This window comes from Allobosea sp. P5_A5, assembly GCF_056400625.1.
On the sequence record NZ_JBFUKY010000002.1, the window covers coordinates 99,863 to 119,954 of the forward strand.

The 20,092-nt window shown below is 64.4% G+C and carries 14 protein-coding genes; 9 read left to right on the forward strand and 5 right to left on the reverse strand.

What is annotated here, in order from left to right; genetic code table 11:
* Nucleotide 1: 1 nt before the first annotated feature.
* A complete protein-coding gene (locus tag AC1DR6_RS04085) occupies nt 2-1,948 on the forward strand; it encodes a heparinase II/III family protein (protein WP_476827917.1) in 1,947 nt (648 codons plus the stop codon).
* Between the two features lie 25 nt (nt 1,949-1,973).
* Here AC1DR6_RS04085 and AC1DR6_RS04090 read toward each other — a convergent pair whose 3' ends face one another.
* Nucleotides 1,974-3,122 carry an acyltransferase family protein gene (locus AC1DR6_RS04090; protein WP_476827918.1) on the reverse strand — a complete coding sequence of 383 codons (1,149 nt, stop codon included), beginning with the start codon at nt 3,120-3,122 and terminating at the stop codon, nt 1,974-1,976.
* 220 nt (nt 3,123-3,342) lie between these two features.
* On the opposite strand from AC1DR6_RS04090, the gene AC1DR6_RS04095 reads away from it, so the two are divergent.
* Together AC1DR6_RS04095 and AC1DR6_RS04100 are read left to right on the forward strand one after the other, a co-directional pair.
* A complete protein-coding gene (locus AC1DR6_RS04095; RefSeq protein ID WP_476827919.1) occupies nt 3,343-4,608 on the forward strand; it encodes a nucleotide sugar dehydrogenase in 1,266 nt (421 codons plus the stop codon).
* Nucleotides 4,609-4,625: 17 nt separating this feature from the next.
* Nucleotides 4,626-5,891 carry a glycosyltransferase family 4 protein gene (locus tag AC1DR6_RS04100; protein WP_476827920.1) on the forward strand — a complete coding sequence of 422 codons (1,266 nt, stop codon included), beginning with the start codon at nt 4,626-4,628 and terminating at the stop codon, nt 5,889-5,891.
* Between the two features lie 80 nt (nt 5,892-5,971).
* Here AC1DR6_RS04100 and AC1DR6_RS04105 read toward each other — a convergent pair whose 3' ends face one another.
* Together AC1DR6_RS04105 and AC1DR6_RS04110 are read right to left on the reverse strand one after the other, a co-directional pair.
* Nucleotides 5,972-6,793 carry a metallophosphoesterase family protein gene (locus AC1DR6_RS04105; protein ID WP_476827921.1) on the reverse strand — a complete coding sequence of 274 codons (822 nt, stop codon included), beginning with the start codon at nt 6,791-6,793 and terminating at the stop codon, nt 5,972-5,974.
* Nucleotides 6,794-6,864: 71 nt separating this feature from the next.
* A complete protein-coding gene (locus AC1DR6_RS04110; RefSeq protein WP_476827922.1) occupies nt 6,865-9,516 on the reverse strand; it encodes a heparin lyase I family protein in 2,652 nt (883 codons plus the stop codon).
* A gap of 147 nt (nt 9,517-9,663) precedes the next feature.
* On the opposite strand from AC1DR6_RS04110, the gene AC1DR6_RS04115 reads away from it, so the two are divergent.
* From AC1DR6_RS04115 to AC1DR6_RS04140, 6 genes are all read left to right on the forward strand, one after another.
* On the forward strand, nt 9,664-11,136 hold the full coding sequence (locus AC1DR6_RS04115; protein WP_476827923.1) for an O-antigen ligase family protein: 1,473 nt from the start codon (nt 9,664-9,666) through the stop codon (nt 11,134-11,136).
* A 106-nt stretch (nt 11,137-11,242) separates the two neighbouring features.
* The gene (locus AC1DR6_RS04120) at nt 11,243-12,460 is read left to right on the forward strand and encodes a polysaccharide biosynthesis/export family protein (RefSeq protein ID WP_476827924.1); all 1,218 of its coding nucleotides are present in this window, start codon (nt 11,243-11,245) and stop codon (nt 12,458-12,460) included.
* Nucleotides 12,461-12,486: 26 nt separating this feature from the next.
* Nucleotides 12,487-13,044 (forward strand): hypothetical protein, encoded by a 558-nt coding sequence (locus tag AC1DR6_RS04125; protein ID WP_476827925.1) that lies wholly within the window; start codon nt 12,487-12,489, stop codon nt 13,042-13,044.
* 109 nt (nt 13,045-13,153) lie between these two features.
* The gene (locus tag AC1DR6_RS04130) at nt 13,154-15,409 is read left to right on the forward strand and encodes a GNVR domain-containing protein (protein ID WP_476827926.1); all 2,256 of its coding nucleotides are present in this window, start codon (nt 13,154-13,156) and stop codon (nt 15,407-15,409) included.
* On the forward strand, nt 15,399-16,175 hold the full coding sequence (locus AC1DR6_RS04135) for a hypothetical protein (RefSeq protein WP_476827927.1): 777 nt from the start codon (nt 15,399-15,401) through the stop codon (nt 16,173-16,175). Before AC1DR6_RS04130 ends, AC1DR6_RS04135 begins: the two co-directional genes overlap by 11 nt.
* A gap of 2 nt (nt 16,176-16,177) precedes the next feature.
* Nucleotides 16,178-17,587 (forward strand): O-antigen ligase family protein, encoded by a 1,410-nt coding sequence (locus AC1DR6_RS04140; protein ID WP_476827928.1) that lies wholly within the window; start codon nt 16,178-16,180, stop codon nt 17,585-17,587.
* 18 nt (nt 17,588-17,605) lie between these two features.
* Here AC1DR6_RS04140 and AC1DR6_RS04145 read toward each other — a convergent pair whose 3' ends face one another.
* Both AC1DR6_RS04145 and AC1DR6_RS04150 read right to left on the reverse strand, forming a co-directional pair.
* Complete coding sequence (locus tag AC1DR6_RS04145) at nt 17,606-18,709, reverse strand: glycoside hydrolase family 5 protein (protein ID WP_476827929.1); 1,104 nt, start codon at nt 18,707-18,709, stop codon at nt 17,606-17,608.
* A gap of 177 nt (nt 18,710-18,886) precedes the next feature.
* Nucleotides 18,887-20,035 carry an acyltransferase family protein gene (locus AC1DR6_RS04150; protein WP_476827930.1) on the reverse strand — a complete coding sequence of 383 codons (1,149 nt, stop codon included), beginning with the start codon at nt 20,033-20,035 and terminating at the stop codon, nt 18,887-18,889.
* Nucleotides 20,036-20,092 lie beyond the last annotated feature (57 nt).

Consider the following 20,092-nt stretch of genomic DNA (forward strand, 5'->3'; position numbering starts at 1 on the left):
CATGTCGCTTGCCTGGTATCTGAATCGACTGGCGGCGATGAGCCCGCCGGAACTCATTCATCGCGTCGGCGAACAGGCCAAGCGGCGCGTCTCGCGCCGGCGCCGCTATGGCTGGGAGGCTTTCAAGCCGAAGGGCCGGATGCTCGCGGTGCCTGGCCTCGCCGAACGCCTCAGGGGGGGCGCCGACGAACCCTTCCGCAACGCCCTGAACGAGGCGGCCGCGTCGCTTTTGGCGGGGCATTTCAGCGCTCACGGGGTCGATTGGCCGCAGCGCGACGCTGCCGATCCTTTCCCTGCCGAAATGTGGCGGCTCGATCCGGTCACCGGCAAGCTTTGGCCGGGTGCCGAGATCTATTGCTACGACATCTCCTATCGCCACGCCCGCGATATCGGCGACGTCAAATATGTCTGGGACTACAATCGGTTGCAGTTCCTTCAGCCGTTGGCGGCGGCTGTCGCGCTCGATGGCCGGCCGGATGCTCTGCGTGCGATCGAAAGCGCGATCTCGAGTTGGAAGGCCGCAAATCCTCCCTTTGGCGGGCTCGGCTGGAATTCCGGGATCGAGCTGGCGTTGCGGGCGGTAACGCTGGTGCTGGTCGTTTCGCTGTGTGGGGAGCATCTGTCGGCGAACACCCGCAGCGACATCCATGCGATTCTGCACGCGCATCTCTATTGGATGCGGCGCTATCCTTCGGGCTTCTCCTCGGCCAACAACCACCTCGTCTCGGAGGTGATGGCCGAGTTCATCGTCGCCAGCGTGCTGCCCGACGAGCCCGGTGCGGTCAAAATCGCCGACCATGCCCGCCACGCGCTGGAGCATGAGGCCGGCCTGCAACTTCTGGCCGATGGCGTGGGCGCAGAGCAGTCACCGACCTATGGTGCCTTCACGGCGGAAATGCTGCTGATCGCGGATCTTGTGGCGCGGCAGTTCGGGAAACCGCTCGGTCCGGTCGTCAGCGAGCGCCTGCGGGCTTTCGCGCGGTTCGTGGCTGTGCTGAGCGATGCCGACGGCGCTGTGCCGGCGATCGGTGACGACGACGAGGGCCGGGTGCTCTCGCTTTCGCATGAGCGCGAGGCTGCCTATCCGGCCTCGGTCGCGCGGGCGATCGCGGGCCATCTTGGCGAAGCGCCGATGGTGCCGGCCAGCGGGGACAAGCCGGAGCTTCGCAACGCTTTGTTCCCGGATAGGGGCGTTCATGCAGCGCCGGCCGATGGCATTCATCGGCACGATATCGGCGGTTACTGCGTGGTCCGTGAGCAGCGTGCCGGCAAGCGCGTGAAACTCGTGCTCGATCATGGCCCGCTCGGCTATCTCTCGATTGCGGCGCATGGCCATGCCGACGCCAACGCCATTGCGCTCTCGCTGGACGACAAGCCGGTGCTCGTCGATGCCGGGACCTATCTCTATCATTCAGGCGGCGTCTGGCGGGACTGGTTTCGCGGGACCGGTGCCCACAACACGGTGCGGCTCGCGGGCCTCGACCAGAGCACGATTTCGGGGCCGTTCAACTGGTCGCACAAGGCCAATGCCTCGCTGGGGCGGGTCGAGGACGGCGAGGCCTGGAGCCTGACCGCTCGGCATGACGGTTATGCCAAGCGCCTCGGCGTCGAGCATGTTCGGACCGTTTCGGCGGCGCCGGCCGGAATCGAGATCGTGGACCGGCTCGTGGGCACGGGCTCGCCCGAGGCCGAGGTGATCTTCCAGTTTGCGCCTGGCCTCGACGTCAGCGCCGGGGAGGGCGGCTGGTCGGTGCATCGCGACGGCGCGCCGGTCGCGAGGCTCAGCTTCTCCGAAGCTGGCGGGGTCTCTGTTTCGTCCGGCGGCGACACGCCGGGGCAGGGCGGCTGGGTTTCCCCGAATTTCGGGACGAAGCTGCCCGCGCCGCGCCTTGTCTGGCGCGGCCGGCTTCCCGCCGAGGGGCTGCGGACGAGTTTGAGCTGGGGCTGAGGCCGCCCAGCTCGGAAGTGCCAGATCAGACCTTGGCGTGCGAGCCGAAGCGGTGGCGCAGGCCAAGGAACGGCCGGTAGATCACCAGATGCGAGACCCAAGCGATGCCGAAGGTGACGACGCATAGCGCGACGGCAACGAGGATGTTCACGCCCGGCAGCGTCTCGAAATGCTCGAGATTGAACAGCTTGGAGACGATCAGCGCCGGCTCGAGATGCCAGAGATAGGCGGCGTAGGACATCCGCCCCATCCAGCGCAGTACGGGCAGGTCCAGCACGCGAGTGAAGATCTGGCCGCCTTGCCCGGCATAGAAGCCGATGAAGATCAGGATGAAAGCCAGACCCTGGACGGAGTATCGCACCGTGTTGCGGAAATGCTCGTCACGATAAAGCAGGGTGAAAACGAGCAGGCCGATGCCCACTAGGACCGGCAGCAGGCCTAGCTTGCCGACGATGCGACCGATCGCTGGTCCCTTGTGCCAGAGCAGCATGGCGCCGAGGCAGCCATAGACGATCGAATCGATCCGCGCCTCAGTCGCCTCGTAGAGATAGCGCGCGCCGACCCCGAAATGCGCGAGTGTGAGTCGATAGGCCAGCGCGACGACGCAGATGCCGACGAGAACGGCGAGAAAGCGGCGCGGCACGGCGAAAAACGCCGCGAAGACGAAGGGGTACGTGAAATAATAATGCTCTTCGACCGCCAGCGACCAGAGATGCGGCCAGCGGAACCAGGCGGTGGGGTCCGAATGCAGGACGACAAGCTGGTAGTAGTTCGAGACATAGAAAAACGCTGCCAGGAAGTCGCCAAGCTTAGGAATTCCGTCGATCAGGCCGATCGCAAAACCCGAGATCAGGACAAAGGCGATCAATTCGGGCTGCAGCCGCAGAAGCCTGCGGGCGAAAAAAGCCGGAATTGCGATACGTCCGGTGTCGGCGCTTTCGCGCAGCATCAGGGTGGTGATCAGAAAGCCGCTGATGAAGAAGAAGGCGGTGACGCCGAGCCCTCCGGGAATCAGGCGCTCGAAGCCGTAATGCGCGAACAGGACGATCGTCACGGAGACCGCGCGCATGCCGTCGATGCCGGGAATCGCGCCATGACGCAGGACCGGCAGCACGGCGGGCTCTACCGTCGTGGAAGTCCGTATGGCGGGCGCATCGCCCCTCCAAGTCGTCATAAGCGATCTCGCTTTCATCAGTCTGACGCGCAGCAGGCCTAGGGCCAAAGCTGGTGATCGGTGTCGATGGCCACATCATGGCCATGAGGCTTGCCGATTATGCTGCACTGCGGCATGATAGCCAAGTCACTTGCTGTCCGTCGCGGTTTTGATGCGGACAAGCCCGCCCGTTGGCCCACAGGCCTTATTCGTGCCGCCTTCGGCGAAATATGGGACGAAGATGAAAATAGCGATCTATGGAATGGGCTATGTCGGCCTGACTGCGGCTGGTTGCCTCACCAAGGARGGCCACAGCGTCGTCGGCATCGACGTCAGCGAGACGAAGGTCCGCGAGGTCAATCAGGGACGCTCGCCGATCAAGGAGCCCGGCCTGGAGGAGTTGCTGCAGCTGGCGGTCCGCGACGGGCGGCTCAGCGCGGTGACGGATGGCGGGACGGTCCTCAATTCCTGCGACGTCGCCTTCGTCTGCGTCGGCACGCCCAGCGGACCGGATGGCTCGCATAACATGTCCTACATCGCCGAGGTCTCGCGCCAGATCGCTGCGACGGTCGATCCTGCCCGCGAGGTGCCGCTGACGGTCGTTTATCGCAGCACCATCCGCCCCGGCACGATCGAGGAACTGATCGCGCCGCTCTTTGTCGCCACGCTCGGCGAGGAGATGAGCAAGGCGGTCGAGCTCGTCTACAACCCCGAATTCCTGCGCGAAGCCGTCGCGATCAAGGACTATTTCTCGCCGCCGAAGATCGTCATCGGCACGCGGGACGCCCAGCCGAATCGGCACATGGACGCGATCAACGCGAATATCGACGCGCCGGTGTTCTACACCGGCTATCGCGAGGCCGAGTTCACGAAGTTCGTGGACAACACCTTCCACGCGCTGAAGGTGTCCTTCGCCAACGAAATCGGCCGGGTCTGCATGCAGCTCGGCATCAGCGCAGCCAAGGTGCACGAGATCTTCGTCTCCGACACCAAGCTGAACATCTCGCCCTATTACCTGCGGCCGGGCGGCCCGTTCGGTGGCTCGTGCCTGCCGAAGGATGTTCGCGCGCTGCAATATATCGCCGCCGATGTCGGGGCGAACGTGCATGTCGTCGACTCGCTGATCCGCTCCAACGAGGCGCACAAGCATTACCTGTTCTCGCATGTGACGCAGGAGCTGAAACCTGGCGCCTCCGTGCTGATGCTCGGCATGGCCTTCAAGGCCGACAGCGACGATCTGCGCGAGAGCCCCAAGGTCGACATGGCGCGAAAGCTGATCCAGGCCGGCTACAAGCTTGCGGTCTACGATCCCTCGCTCAACCCGTCTCACCTGATCGGGCAGAACCTCGGCTACAGCTTCTCGCATCTGCCGGGCCTGCCAAAGCTTCTGGTCTCGAAGGAGACTGTTGAGAAGACGGGCTACGACGTTGTCATCGATACCGGCGACATGGCCAAAACCCTGCAACTCGGCCAGTCGCGGGTCGTCAATATCGGGACGCTGCCGTGATGTCGGACGTGAACCTCATGCCCAGCCCCACTGTCGCGACGGCCACGAAACCCGCGGCCCCCGCCTCCTTCGAATCGGCGGTTCCGAAAGGCGCGCTCGCCGGACGCAAGGTGCTGATCGTGGTCGAGAACCTGCCCGTGCCGTTCGACCGGCGCGTCTGGCAGGAGGCGCGCACGCTGAAGGCCGCGGGCGCGGCGGTCTCGATCATCTGCCCCACCGGCAAGAATTACGAGACGACCTATGAGGTCATCGACGGCATCGAGATTCACCGGCACAGCCTCCCGCTCGATGCGGGCTCGGCGGCCGGCTACCTGCGCGAATATTCGGCCGCGCTCTGGGCCGAGACGCGCCTGGCCTGGAAGGTGTTCTTCGGCACCGGCTTCGACACGATCCATGCCTGCAACCCGCCGGACCTGATCTTTTTGGTGGCGCTGCCCTTCAAGCTGCTCGGCAAGCGCTTCATCTTCGACCATCACGATATCAATCCGGAGCTTTACGAGGCGAAGTTCGGCAAGCGCGGGTTTTTCTGGAGCGCGCTCAAGCTGCTCGAGAAACTGACCTTCAAGGCGGCCGATGTCTCGATCGCGACGAATGACAGCTACCGCCGCATCGCCATCGAGCGTGGCGGCATGGCGCCGGAGAAGGTCTTCGTCGTGCGCTCCGGCCCGGACATCAGCCGGATCAAGGCGGTGCCGCCGAACCCGGTCTTTCGCAACGGGCGCGAGTTCCTGGTCGGTTATGTCGGCGTGATGGGCGACCAGGAGGGCATCGACCTGCTGCTCGAATCGGTCGATCATATCGTCCACAAGCTCGGCCGGCACGACATCCAATTCTGCCTGGTGGGCGGCGGCCCCAGCCTCGATTCGCTCAAGGCGATGTCCGCCAGGCTTGGCCTGCAGGACTATGTCACCTTCCTCGGCCGGGCACCCGACCAGGAGCTGTTCGAGGTGCTTTCGACGGCGGACGTCTGCGTGAACCCCGACCGGGTCAACCCGATGAACGACCTGTCGACGATGAACAAGATCCTCGAATACATGGCGGTCGAAAAGCCGATCGTGCAGTTCGACGTCGTCGAGGGGCGGGTCTCGGCCGGCGAGGCTTCGCTCTATGCGGCGAAGAACGATCCGGTCGATTTCGCCGCCAAGATCCTGGAGTTGATCGCCGACGAGCCGCGCCGGCAGGCGATGGGCACGCTCGGACGCGAACGCGTCGTCAAGGACCTCTCCTGGCAGACACAGATCCCGACGCTGATCGAAGCCTATCGGGCCGCCAAGCGCGGCTGAGCCTGTCGATCAGGGCGAGACCCGACGCGTCGTTCCGGACCCTGCCGGACGGCTGACCGAGGTGTTGACAAGCCTTGCGGTTAGACCAGTTCGGCGGCGCCGGCGAGGCGATGAGTATCGGTGGTGTCGACGCCGTCCGAGGTGACCAGCAGGCAGGTCAGCAGCCCGGTCTGGTAGGCGCCGGTATCGATGCCGATCCGATTGAGCCGGAAGACCGGCCGCGCCGAAGGGGTGTGGCCGTGAACCACGGTCGCGCCGAACCCGACCGAGGTCGAGAGGAACGGTTCGCGAATCCAAAGCAGGTCGCGCGTCTTCTGCCGGTCGAGCGGGACACCGGGCTTCACGCCGGCATGGGTGAAGAAAAAGCCGCCATGAGCGTATTGCGTCGGGAGCGATGCCAGGAAGCGGCGATGCGAAGCCGGAAGCGCGGCCGCGAGAGCATGGCGTGCGATGGCGGTGTCACCGCGCTTGTTGCCGAAGGGGATCCCGTAGGACCGTAGCGTGGTCTCGCCGCCGAGCTGAAGCCAGGCGCGGAACTGCTCGTCATCCTCGAGCGCGTCCATCAGCATGGTTTCGTGATTGCCGGCGAGGCAAATGACCTGACGGTCCGTCTTCGTGGACCGATCGATCAGGTAATCGATCACGGCGCGGGGATTGGGGCCGCGATCCAGATAATCGCCGAGATAGATTTCGATCAGTCGCCGCCGCGAATCGGTCGCGAATCGGTCGAGCAGCAGCCCGACCCTCTGGAGAAGATCGATCCGCCCATGCAGGTCGCCGATCGCGGCGATCCGCACAGACGGATCGGTGAATACGTAACGGGGTGGACGCGTCGTCTCGACGTCCGTCGCAGGCGCAGCCCCTCGCGAGGCCAGGCCCAGCAGACGTTTGACCCATACCATCGAGCATCTCCGTTCAGGCTGAGAGTTGGGGGGTACGCGCCCCTTTGTCCAGCCCGAACGGCACCTGGTTTTCAGGCGAACAGGAAATCGTTCGCGTGCAGGCTCGCCAGCGCCACGCCCTTCAGCGTGATGGTGTCGTGCGAGGTCACGGTGATGACCGTGTCGTTGCCGACCTGCTTGAGGTTGAGGTGGTCGAAATCGGCCACGAGCGACTTGTCGAGCTTGATCGTGTCGTGGCTGGCCCCGGTGTTGAAGCTGGTGATCGTGTCCTTGCCGAAATTCGAGCCGAAGACGAACGTGCCGTTCTGGTAGCCGGTGAAGAAGTCGTTGCCGGTGCCCGAGGTAATGACCGCATGGTCGCCATAGGCGGCCGCGACGATCGAGCCATCGACCTTGGTCGTGACGGCCTGCAGCATCTTGCCGGCCGTGTCGTAGACGATCTCCTTGCTGCTGCCGTCGGCATTCATCGTGCGCAGATAATCCATCGTGCCATCGGCGTGATAGCGCTCGTCGCTGAGAACGAGACCGTCCTTGCGGGTCACGATTTCCGTGACATAGCTCTTGCCGGCGATGCTGTAATCGGCCGAGCGGGTCGAGCCGTCGACCATCGTTTGGTCGACATGGGTCATCGTGCCGGCGGTGTTGTAGAGATAGTGCGCCGCCACATATTTCTGGCCCGCGATGTTGAACTGCGAGATCTCGCGGGAGCCGTCGAGATAGGACGTGACCGACTGGGTCAGATGGCCGCCAGCGTCGTATTTGTTGGCGATCGTCTCGCCGGCCTTGCCGGTGCTCTGGGCGTAATCCAGTGTACCGTCCGTGTGAAACTGGCTGAGGGCGACGAGTTTCCCGGAGGCGTCGTAAAGCATCTTGTCGGATGCGTAGCTTTTGCCGGCGATCTCGAAATGCTGGACCTGTTTGGTGCCGTCGGCCTTGAAAAGCTCGAACAGCACGGCCTTTCCGGCGGCATTGTAGTTGACGTGGTCGGCCAGGCTGCCGTTGCCGTTATATTCGTAGAGATCACGCGTGCCGTTGGTGTAGGCGATCGACTTCCGCAGCATGAGGCCGGTGGCGTCATAGGCGGTGCTGGTCGCGGTGCCGCTGGAGCCGAGCGTGTAGGCGAAGTCGAGCGTGCCATCGCCGTGATAGCGGTTCAGGCTGACGACCTTGCCGCTCGCATCCAGCATCTGCGAGGTGCTGGCGTAGCTCTGGCCGGTGATATTGTACTGGTTGAGCTGCTTCATGCCGGATGCGGCCCAGCTTGTCGTCTGCGACATCGTCTGGCCGGCGGAATCATAGGTGTAGAAGATGCTCTTCGCGTCCGCGCTGAAGGCGGTGGTGTAGATCAGCTTGCCCTGGGCATTGAACTGCTCGAGGCTGAGCGCCTTGCCCGAGGCGTCATAGACGACGTGGTTGGAGGCGTAGTTCTGGCCGGTGACGTTGTACTGGTAGACGTCCTTCATGCTGTTCGACCAGACCACGGTCTTGGTCATCAGGCGGCCCGCCAGGTCGTAGGCACTCGTCACCGAGGAGAAGTCGGCCTTGTTCTGCGTAGTCGAGTCCACTGAGCCGTCGGTCCGGTAGCGGGTCTGCAGCAGCATCTTGCCGTAGGGATCATAGGTCGTGTCGACCGTGACATAGGGCTTGCCGGTCACGGCGTAGTCGACGACCTCTCGCGCGCCGTTGAGCGCGGTGACGCCCTTCTGCAGCACATGGCCCGTCGTATTGAATTTGTAGTTGGTCTGGACGCCCGAATTGTCGGTCGACTGCTTGTACTGCAGCGTGCCGTCCACTGAGAAGCGTTCGACGAGGACGTATTTGCCGGCCGCGTCGGTGACGCTGTGGTCGGTGGCGTAGTCCTTGCCGGTGATATGATAGGTCGTCATGTCACGCGAACCGTCGGTCTGCGTAGTGTAGGTCCGGCTGATCGCGCCGGCGCTGTCGAGCAGGTCGATCTTCTTGCTGCCGTCGGCGAATTCCGTGCTCGTGCTCACCGCATGACCCTTCGGGTCATATTGGGTGATGACGATGGGGGCGGAGGTACGGACGGGCTGAAGCGCCACGGGATCGCTGGTCGAGACCGTGCGGTCCGAATAGGTCACGGCCATGGTGGCGTCGGTCTGGGGGCGGTAGATGCCCTCCTTCCAATAGACGCTCTGCTGGCTCGCATAGCCGAGCGGACCGGAATAATCGACGATCTTGGCGCCGTCACGGGTGACGACGAGATGGCCGTTGCCATTGGGGTCGAACACGGCCTGCACGTCGATAGCGTAGTCGTGGCCGCGCACGATGTTGGCGGTGTCGGTGAAGACGCTGCGATACTCGATCTCGCCATTGGGCCCGGTGAAGCCGATGCGGATCTCCATCTTCTCGCCGTGAAGCTGGATGGAGAAGGGCGGCGAAGCGGCCGGGATGCCCGGGCGGTCGTCCTGATGGAACTGACCCAGCACCGTCCAGGCGTTCGGATTGGCCGTGCCCGGATCGATGTTCATGACATAGGCGACGTGGACCGGCGTGCCGTTGACGACCTGCTGGGCCGAAGCGATCTCCGAGCGGTTGAGGCTCGTGGAATCGATCGCGCTCCAGACATCGCCGCCGCGAACCTCGAAGCGGACGCTGTTGGCGGCGGGTGCCGTAATGGAATAATCCTTGCCCGCCGTCTGGACCGTAAAGGTCTCGCCGTCGAGCGTTACGCGTTTGTTAGGGATGAACGCAGTCGCCACAGTCTACTTCCCCTATATTACTGCTCGCATCATGCAACGAGAGCGGCAGGCAGAATGTAGGGACGGTGTAGGCGAGATTTGTGTGGAAGCCGTCTCGCGCTTCGGTTAAATTGTCCTCATCTGACGAAAAGCTGTTTGCAGGGCAGGATGGGGCTTTCTGACGTAGCGATGCCGGATGGCGGTGCTGCGCCCGCCGTTGCGGCGTTGCCCCTATCCACGCTTCAGCCTGTCGCGGATCGCGCGCTGCCGCCTCGACCCCTTCTGAAAGAGCGGCTCGGCAGTTGGCGTCGCGCGGTATCGCTGGTTTGCGCCTATGCTGCGGTGCTCCTGGCGGCTGCTCCGTTCGGTTCGATCGACCCGGGCTTGAATGCCATATGGGCCGCGCTGCTCGCGATAAGCCTGCTTCTCGCGGATTTTCCCCGCATCGCCCGGCGAGACGTCGTAATGCTCACGGTGGTTTTCGTGGCGGCCGGCGCGTTTTTCGGCGCCGTCGCGCTGCAACGCTGGGGCAACGGTGCCTGGAGCGATCCGGTCTGGCGGGAGATGCAGCCGCCGCTGAAGCGACCGCTGGTGGAGCGGCCTGCCGCGACGGCTGCCGATCTTTTCGAAGCGGCGGGGACAGCGCTCGTCGTGCTGCTCGCCTTCCTGCGTTTCGCGCTGATGGACCGCTCCGACCGCAGCCAGGGGCAGATCGTGCTCGCGCTGGCGCTGGGCTCGCTCGCGCTGGCCCTCATCGGCTTCCTGATCTACGTCGTCCAGCCGATGATGCTGCTGGGGGAGGCGCGCCTCTACTACAGGGGCAGCTTCACCGCGACCTTCGTCAACCGAAACACCGCCGCGACCTATCTCGGTTCCTGCGCTCTCCTCTGGTTCGCGCTGCTGCTGCGTTCGACCCGCAATGTGCGGCCGAGCTTCGAGGTCCGCTGGTACCGACGGCTGTTCGCCGCGCTGGACCAGCTCACCGGCCGGCAAGTCGGCGCGGCTTTCGCCACGCTGATCGCACTGGCCATGCTGGCGATGACGAATTCGCGCGCCGGGCTCGTCTTCACCCTGAGCTGCATGCTGCTTGCCGCCGCTCTTCGCAGCCGCCGGGGACGCGGACGCAACGTTGCCCTGGCGCTGGCGCTGCTGGCCTTCATCGTCACCTTGGCGGTTGCCGGCGGCGGGGTGCTGTGGCGCATCGGCGCGAACGGCATCACCGACCCATATAGGATGGAGGTGTACCGGATCACGTTGGAGATGGTCGCTTCCAGGCCGTGGCTCGGCACGGGACTAGGCAGCTTCGATGCGGTTTTCCCGAGTATGCGGTCAGAAGCGCTCGGCATGTTCGGCGTCTGGGAACAGGCGCATTCGAGCCCGCTGGAGTTGGCGGTGGAGATGGGCCTGCCGGTCGCGCTTGCGGTTCTAGCGGCCTGGGTCGTGGTGATGCGGCGGCTGTGGATGCGGGCCTGGCGCAGCCGTGGCGGCAGCTTGCCGACAGGCTTCGCCGCCGTCGCGCTGCTGGGGACGCTGCATTCCTGCGTTGATTTTTCCTTGCAGATCCCGGGATATGCCGTGTTTTTCGCGGCGGTCTGCGGGGCTGGCGCGGGCTTGGGTGCGGTGCAGCAGCGCCACAGTTAAGGCAAACGTAAACCTTAACTCAAATGCGAACGGCGAATCATCGGGACTCGCGGACCTTATTCGGTTAACCGTCCCTATCGTGTATGTATATCAGAGAGAAGGCGTGATGACGCAGTGCTCGGCGCGACCCAACCCGACCTTGCGGATGATCACGCGGATCACGGCAGTGTCCCTTACCGCACTGCAACTCAGTGCCTGTCTGCCTCGTGACGCGCCGACGGCGCAGGATGTCCGCGCTGGCGCGGCGACGAGCACCGATAGCAGCGCGGAGCGCATTCCCTACGCGTTGATCACGCTGAGCCCGTCGACCGTCGATGTCGCCAATCGGCAGACCGTCACCTCGCGCGTCGGCAATTTCGGCGCGCTTGCCGGTCGCGGCGGCGGTCGCTCGGCCGATGTGCGGATCAGCGTCGGCGACGTTCTGGGCGTGACGATCTTCGAGGCGGCGGCCGGCGGCCTGTTCATTCCCGCCGAAGCAGGCTCGCGCTCCGGCAATTTCGTGCAGATCCCGAACCAGCAGGTCGACGGGAACGGTTTCATCAACGTGCCTTATGCCGGCAACATCAAGGTCGCCGGGCAGACCTCCGCGCAGGCTGGTGCCGAGATCGCGAAGCGGCTGCAGAGCCGCGCCATCGAGCCGCAGGCGGTCGTCACGATCTCCGACCGTCGCGGCAACGATGTCAGCATCATCGGCGAGGTCAACAACCCCGCCCGCATCTCGATGGATCCGGGTGGCCTGCAGGTGCTGGGCGCGATCGCGCGTGCCGGCGGCCCGCGCTACCCGCTGTATGAAACGACGCTGATCATCCAGCGCGGCGGACGCACCTATAAGAGCCGGATGAGCTCGATCGCCAACGATCCGCGCCAGAACATCCAGGTGCTCACGGGCGACACGGTCATCCTGGCGCGCGAGCAGCAATACGTCATGGCGTTCGGCGCCACGCCGGATCCGTCCGGCACCAACAGCCGGCGCGTGGCGTTCGAGAACGACGACATGACGCTGGCCGAGGGGCTGGCCAAGGCGGGCGGCCTGCGCAACGAACGCGCCGACATCAAGGGTCTGTTCGTGTTCAGGCTCGAGGCGCGCTCGATCGTGCCGGAACTCGGCATCGATCCGCAGCCCTATCACGGCGCGCGCGTGCCGACAGTGTACTCGCTCGATCTCTCGACCTCCGACGGCATGTTCCTCGCCAACGCGTTCAAGCTGCGCGATCGCGACATCATCGTCGCTTCGGATGCCGGTTCGGTCGACTACCTTAAATTCATCACGCTCGTGAACCAGACTGCTCAGACGCCTTATAATATCGGCATCGCGACCCGCTGAGGTCGCCGCGCTTCACAGGGTCGAGCATGAATCAGCTGAGCCGGACGTTACGGGTCAGGAACGGTTTCGCGGCACTTGCTCCGGCGATGCTGGTCCTGACCAGCCTCTCCTCGGCGCAGGCGGCCTGCAAGGTCTCGATCGACGACGATCGGGTCAGCACGTTTCTCGCCGACCCGCGACGCATCTTGCTGGAAGACCCGCGCGGAGGCGCGAATACGATCTGGCTGGTGCGCGGCATGTCGGTGATCAGCACCGACACGCTGCGGGCGATCCGCTCCGTCATCCCGAAGGCCAACCGCCAGCAGAAGGCGGCGATCGGCGAGGGGCTGGCCCGGGCGGTCGGCGCCTGCGACGCACGCGACGGGGGCGTCGCGCGGCGCATTACCGACGCCATCCGCACCGCCAGCGATTCCGAGGTGACGAGGGCCTTCCTGCGCTTCTACGCCCCCGGCAGTGCGCCTGCGGCCTTGCCGGAGCCGGACCTGCCGGACCGACGCTCGTTCCGGCTCGACCCAGGCCGTAACCCTAAACTCGACACAAAAATCCGCGGCCAGGCCCTGCCGGACCCGTTCAAGACATATTGACGCCAGGATCGCCGATCAAATGTCATGTTGCATCGCAATATTGATCGAACGGTGCTAAGGGGACGGATTGTGACGCCAGCTTCGCGGCTGGCGGCAACCGAGGATGTTGATGCTTCAGCTTGCGAACCCGAACCCGCAGACCTCCAATAGCGGGCGGTCGGACTCGAGCTTCATGCCGCAGCTGGATTTCCTCGCGATCGCGAGGATTTTCTACCGGCAGTGGCCGCTCATTGCCGGCTGCATGGGCCTGATGCTGGTCCTCGGCGGCATCTACATGCTGACGGCGAAGCCGCGCTACACCACATCCTTTTCGATCCTGGTCGATGTTCGCCAGAAGTCGCTGATGTCGCGTCAGGATTCGGCGGCGGACCGTGTCGTCGATCCCGGCCTGGTCGAAAGCCAAGTCGAAATCCTCAAATCCGATAGCACGGCGCTGTCGGTGGTGCGCGATCTTAAGCTGACCGAGGACCCTGAGTTCATGGGCGGCGGGGGCGGGCTGCTCTCGCAGCTCTTCGGTCTTTTCCGGGGGAGCGCGCCGCCCTCGAAGGAAGATCTCGAACGTTCGGCGATCGACCGGCTGACCAGCGGCATTAAGGCCAAGCGCGTCGGCGCGACCTATGTCATCGAGGTCGCCTACACCGGCTCCGAGCCCCAGCGCACGGTGGCGATCGCCAACGCGCTCGCCGATGCCTACTCGGTCGGCGAACTCGAAGCGCGCTATCAGGCGACCAAACGCGCCAGCCGCTGGCTTCAGGACCGCAGCAAGGAACTCCGTGACCAGGCCGCTACCGCCGACCTCGCGGTGCAGAAGTTCAAGGCCGACAACAACATCGTCGACACTACCCGCGGATTGATGTCCGAGCAGCAGCTTTCCGACGTGAACGGGCAGCTGATTACCGCGCGGGCGACGACGGCCGAGGCCAAGGCCCGGCTCGACCGCGTCACCGAGATCAGCAAGGGCGACGTCGTCAATGCAACCGTCGCCGACGCCCTGCGCAGCGAGGTGATCACCCGGCTGCGTTCGCAGTATCTCGACCTGAGCTCGCGTTATGCCGATTTGTCCTCGCGTTACGGCAAGGACCATCAGGCGGTGGTCAACATCCGCAACCAGATGAACGAGATCCAGCGCTCGGCGCGCGAGGAACTTGGCCGTGTCGCCGAAAGCACGAAGAGCGATTACGAGATCGCCATGGCGCGCGAAGCCTCGATCCAGGCGAGCCTGCAGAAGCTGGTGACCCAGGCGGGCGAGACGAGCAAGAAGCAGGTCGAGCTGCGCGACCTCGAAAGCTCCGCCCAGACCTATCGCAATCTCTACGACAATTTCCTGCAGAAGTTCGAGGAGACGACGCAGGAGCAGACCTTCCCGGTCAATAATGCCCGCATCATCTCGCCGGCGCCGCTGCCCGACAGGCCGTCCTGGCCCAAGGCTCCGATCGTGCTCGGCGGCATGGCCGTACTCGGCCTCGGACTGGGCTTTGCCGTCGCTCTCTTCCGGGAGGTTCTCGGGAACGGCTTCCGCACGCCCGACGATGTGAAGAATTATGCCGGCGTCGAATGCCTTGGCGTGTTGCCGAGCATCGCGCGGGAGGTCGGGCGAGTGACCAAGGGCGCGGGCGCGGCGGTGCCGGGCAGGCCCGGCGAAGAAATCCTCGGCAGCATGTCGCCGATCGCGCGCCACGTCGTGCTGGCGCCGTTCTCCCGTTTTACGGAGACGGTTCGAAACTTCAAGGTGTCTCTCGACATCGCGCGGACCAATGATGACGGCCTGGTGACGGGCATCATCTCGTCGGTCCCGCATGAGGGCAAGACGACCTTCGCGGCCAATCTTGCGCTGCTGACCGCGCAGATGGGACACCGCACGCTGCTCATCGACGGCGACATGCACAGCCCCTCCTTGACGAAGGCGCTTTGCCCCGATGCCAAGGTCGGGCTGATCGAATTCCTGGAGGGCAAGGCCACGATCGGCAATATCGTGCGCCGTGATGTCATCACCGGGCTCGAATTCGTGCCGACCGTGGTCAAGGAGCGCAAGCCTAACACCGTCAGCCATCTGACCGGCGAGACCATGGTGGACTTTTTGGCGGCCGCCCGCCGGCAATACGAATACGTCTTCATCGACATGCCGCCGGTCGTTCCGGTCGTCGATGTCAAGGCGAGTGCCCATCAGTTCGACGCCTTCGTCTTCGTGATCGAGTGGGGCCGCACCAGTCGCGACGTCGTGCGCGATGCGATGGTCAGCGCCGAGCAGGTCCGCCAGCGCATCGTCGGCGCGGTTCTCAACAAGGCCGATCCGACCGAGCTCAAGCGCCTCGAATCCTATCGCGGGGCCGCCTATGGAAGCTATTATATCGAACATGATAGCTGAGACGGCGCAGGATCGTGCCGGGACTCGCGGCGGCGCGGTCGTGCTGAGGCTCGTCGTCTCCACGGTGGCACTGGCTGCACTGGTCTGGTCCTGGCATGCCGCCGCCGGGCTTCGTGCCGTGCCGTTCGAGAAGATGGCGATCAAGATAGTGCGCGGCGAAACCTATGGCGCGCAGATGTTCGATGATGCCTTGGCAAGCCCCGCCCAGGGTTGCCAGCCGCGGATCCAGCGCTCGGAGTTGCTGCTGCGCGCCGGATTGGTCGATGCCTCTATCGCCACCGGCGCGCTCGACCGGATCGATGCCGAGACGAAGGCGCTCTCCGAGGCAGCCGATAATTTGCTGGCCTGTTCGCCGCGTGAGGGTTTCGGCTGGTTCATGCGCTTCTGGACCGAAAGTCGCCGCAGCGGACTGACTCCCGCCGCCCTCGACGACCTCGCGCGATCGTACCAGTTCGCGCCGCGCGAGCCGTGGATTTCGGTTCGCCGCAATCCCGTCGCGATGGCGATCTACGCAAGGTTGCCTGCGTCCGTGCAGGATTCCGTCAGGACGGAATTTCGCGACCTCGTCGGCGCGCAGCTCTATGGATCCGCGATGGAAACGTTGCTGCTGGCCAAGGCCGATATCCGCGACCAGTTGCTCGCAGGGTTGTCGCCGCTGAACGACGTGACGCGTAACGGTTTTGCCCGGGCCCTGCGGTCCAATCGCGTCGAAGGCACCGTGCCCGGGCTCGACCCGGTGCCGGACCGGCCCTGGTTCAGGTTCTGACGATGAGCATCGAAGCCCAGCCCTCGCCTCGCCGCCGCTCGATCCCTCGGCCGAAGCTGGCCCTGGCCGTGCAGCCCTTGCTGCCGGACAACAAGATCATCCACTCCGCGACGACCGAGCGGGCGGTCCTCGTGACGCTGTTCGTGCTCATCTTCCTGAGCTACGGCGCCATCGGCCGGGACGTGTTCTACAACCACCTCTACATGACCAAGGACAATCTGGTCGATCCGATCGGGAGCATGCTGCCGTGGCTGCGGCTGCTGTTCTGCGGATTGGCGATCTTGACGGTCGCTTACGGTGCCGGCATCAAATGGGCGCTTTCGAAAATTCCGTGGCTCTATGCCCCCTTCGCCATCATGGCGCTGATGTCGTTCATGTGGGCCGACGACAGCAAGGAAGCGGCGCGCAATGCGATCGTGATGTGCGCGCTCTGGCTCGCACTGGCGATGCTGATGTTTCGCATCGGATTGCTCCTGACCATCAAGACCTGCCTCTACATCATCGCCTGGATTTGCATTCTCAGCGTCTTTGTCGCGCTCGTCTTCCCGAAGATCGGCATCCATGACGGGCTGGAGCTACAGCAGTTCAACCATGTCGGTCGCTGGCGGGGCATCTTCGCCCACAAGAACATGCTCGGCCCCTGGGCGGCCTATGGCACCGTGCTGCTGTTCGGTTATTCCTGGCTTTGCGGCGGCAGCAGGATCTTCTGGGGGGTAGCGCAGATCTGCGGACTGATCTGCCTGGCGATGGCGCAATCGGCAACCGGCATCATGGCCGCGGTGACGCTGGCGAGCTGCTACGGCTTCTTCCTGATGGTGCGCGCCTTCGGGCTGCTGAACGCCCTGATCTTCCTGGCCTGCTTCATCGGCTTGGGCGTGATCGCGTTCTACATGTTCGGCGATGCGTTCTTCGACCTGCTCGGCCGCGACTCGACGCTGACCGGTCGGACGGCGATCTGGGACATGGCGCTCGATTATTTCTGGGAGCACCCTTGGGTCGGGAACGGCTACCAGACCTTGGGCGGCAGCGGTTTCACCGACCGAACCTTTGTGATGTTCGGCGCGACGCTCGGGCCCGAGAGCGGCTATCTCTCGCTGTTGCTCGACATGGGCATGATCGGCGCCGTGCTGTTTGCGATTCCCAATCTGGTCGCGATCCGGAACGGCTTCGAATGGATGCCCTTCGTCGACAAGCGGGACCGCGCCTGCATCGAATTCCTGCTGGCGGTGCTGGTCGCGGCGCTGGTGCAGTCCTTCGTCGAATCTAATGTGCTGATCGCCACGGGCTTCGACGGTATCATCAGCTTCTGCGCGTTCTTCGGGCTGATGACGCTGCCGCGCTCGCCGGTCAGCGCCTTCCGTAGCGAATTCCGACTGGCGAAACATCAGATCAGGCCGGCTGCTGCCGGCTGATCCCGTCGGGAGGCGCTTTCAGACGCCGAGCGCCTTCATGATCGGGGAGGCCGGGTTGGCCGCGTTTTCGTCGACCAGCCCCATGCCGCCATAGCCTTTGTAGGCCCAGTAACACCAGGGGAAGCCGAAGCGCTCCGCCGCCTGACGCACACTCTGCAGCCAGGCGAGCCGGTCCTGCTGCGGCGCGGCGACGACGCAGCCGAATTCACCCAGCACGATCCGGTTCGCAGGGATCGCGTGGGCCTTCGCCCAGGCTGCGGCATTGCCGAAATCGGCTTCGATCGCGTCGCTATCGCGCCCGATGCCCATCGTGCCGAGCAGCCGATTGACGGAGGCAAGCGACGTGGTGCGCTTGCCGTCATCCGGAATCTCGGCCTGGAGACGCGCTCCGGCGTCGCCGGACAGCGTCTTGGCTTGCGCTGCTTGCGTCGGCCAGCGGACACCCTTCAGATATTGCGTCGCATCGTTGCCGACACCCTGATGGGTGAACGGGTAGGGGTTGTAATAGTGGAAGGTGTAATAGACCGGCCCGCCCTTGAAGGCGGTCGGGTCGAGGCGCGTCAATCCGCCGATGCTGCCGCCTTGCAGTCCCGATATCATCAGCGGCAGTTCCGGCGCCCGGCGGCGCGCGGCGTCGTGCAGCCTGCCGATCATCGCCTGCCAGATCGGCGCCTGATCCAGGGACATCAGCCGCGGCTCGTTCATCAGCTCGAGGATCAAGCCCTCCGAGCGCTGAGCGGCCAGCGCGCCGGCAAGATCGGCCGCCGCCGCCATGTAGGCGGCGAAGGCCGGCGCGTTGATGTCCTTCACGATAACGGCCGGGTCATAGGCCGGGTTCTGGCTGATTGGATGGAGATCGACGATCACCCGCATGTTGCGGGTGAGGAAGCGGGCGCTCGTGCGCAGGATGGTATCAAATAACGCGGCGCGGCTCTGGCCCGTCAATGTGATCAGGATCGCGGGGTCGACCGTCAGCCGCACGAAATCGAAATGGGCTGCGAGTGTCGCGATCTCGCCGTCGGACATCTGATGACCGGGGTCGGCGAAGGGCGGCATCTGGTAGCTGAGGGACGCTCCTTGACCGTGTGCGGCCGGCCAGTTCAGCAGGTGGTGGATGTTCATCCCGCGTCGCATCCCTGAAGCGGGCGTGACGGCTCCAGCAGGGAGGCTGCCGGCGAGGGGGCCGGCCAGCAAAGTGCTCAAAAACAGACGTCGATCCACGGCATCACCCCTTCCGGTCAGGGGATTCTTCTCGGCCCGAGCTGTGACGGAAATATGCTGCGGGTGCGTTGCCCGCTCCTAGCCCAGCCCAAGCCGGTCCGCGACGATGTCGACCAGCCGCCGGGAGCCGCCTTGATAGACGCGCTTGCGCCGCTCCGCGACCTCCGCCAGCAGCAGCACGATGGTCAATGCGGCCATCGCGGCGAACGCGGCCGCCATGGGTGACGAGACGACCGAGGGAAAGGCCGCCCGCAGCATCAGCAGCAGGGGCAGGTGCACGAGATAGAGCGTGAAGCTCGCTCCCGCTGTCCAGCGGATGGCCTTTCCGACGGGGGCAGGCGGCGGCTTCAGTCGCCCGAACAAAGAGGCAAAGGCGAGGATATTGAGGCTGACCAGCAGCCCTATGGCATGGAAATAAGCCAGGTTGATCACCTCCTGCCCAACTCCGAAGCCGTGATACATCGTCGTCGCCATCGGCCCGTAATAGCGGCGCAGATAGACATAGATCGGCAGCGTCAGCACGAAGATCGCGATGCCCACGATGGTCGGCAGCGAAAAGCGCGGGTGGCGCTGGAGCCTGTAGGTCGCGACGCCCAGGAGCCAGAGCGGCAGATACATCAAGATCTTGGGGCCGACGATCGCCGCCCAAAGCGCGATGAACGCCAGCCGCCAGCGCGGCGCCGCAAAGCAGGCCAGACCGAACAGCACATAATACCAGACTTCAAAGCCCAGCGACCAATAGGGCTCGTTGCTGCCGAAGACGATGTGGACGAACCAGAGCTGGTTGGTGAAGGTCAGGTAGGAGAGGGCAGCGAGCGGGTTGTTTCCCTCGAAAAAGCCGAGCCCGCGATAGAAGCCGGGGTCGATCGCGCTGCCTATGATATCGCAGGCCAGAGTGACGAGCAGGGCCAGCACGGCGACTGGAACGATGCGCGAAACGCGGGCGGTCGCGTAGGTTCGCGCATCTTTCTCCTTGTTGGAGACGACGAACGCGATGACCATGCCCGACAGGACAAAGAATACCGCGACCGCTTCCCGCGCGTGAGCAAATATTGCGCTCGGTCCACGGTTCGCCAGATAGATTTCCCCGATATGCCCGGCGAACACCGCAAGTGCAGCGAGCACCCGGAGCGCATCGATATAAAGAGAAAGATTGGGGGATAACGCTGCCGTCTGATGTCCGCCTGGGGCCGAATCAATCTGAGGCGATGGTCTTAAAAGCGTCACAGGCCTATCTCAGTTTGCGGACACGCAACCGCACTCATGACGATAGCCTGTGCCGCG

Coding starts and splice junctions, on each gene's coding strand:
- AC1DR6_RS04085 (WP_476827917.1), top strand. CDS start 2: ATGTCGCTTGCCTGGTATCTGAATCGACTGGCGGCGATGAGCCCGCCG.
- AC1DR6_RS04090 (WP_476827918.1), bottom strand. CDS start 3,122: ATGACGACTTGGAGGGGCGATGCGCCCGCCATACGGACTTCCACGACG.
- AC1DR6_RS04100 (WP_476827920.1), top strand. CDS start 4,626: ATGCCCAGCCCCACTGTCGCGACGGCCACGAAACCCGCGGCCCCCGCC.
- AC1DR6_RS04105 (WP_476827921.1), bottom strand. CDS start 6,793: ATGGTATGGGTCAAACGTCTGCTGGGCCTGGCCTCGCGAGGGGCTGCG.
- AC1DR6_RS04115 (WP_476827923.1), top strand. CDS start 9,664: ATGGGGCTTTCTGACGTAGCGATGCCGGATGGCGGTGCTGCGCCCGCC.
- AC1DR6_RS04120 (WP_476827924.1), top strand. CDS start 11,243: ATGACGCAGTGCTCGGCGCGACCCAACCCGACCTTGCGGATGATCACG.
- AC1DR6_RS04125 (WP_476827925.1), top strand. CDS start 12,487: ATGAATCAGCTGAGCCGGACGTTACGGGTCAGGAACGGTTTCGCGGCA.
- AC1DR6_RS04130 (WP_476827926.1), top strand. CDS start 13,154: ATGCTTCAGCTTGCGAACCCGAACCCGCAGACCTCCAATAGCGGGCGG.
- AC1DR6_RS04135 (WP_476827927.1), top strand. CDS start 15,399: ATGATAGCTGAGACGGCGCAGGATCGTGCCGGGACTCGCGGCGGCGCG.
- AC1DR6_RS04140 (WP_476827928.1), top strand. CDS start 16,178: ATGAGCATCGAAGCCCAGCCCTCGCCTCGCCGCCGCTCGATCCCTCGG.
- AC1DR6_RS04145 (WP_476827929.1), bottom strand. CDS start 18,709: ATGAACATCCACCACCTGCTGAACTGGCCGGCCGCACACGGTCAAGGA.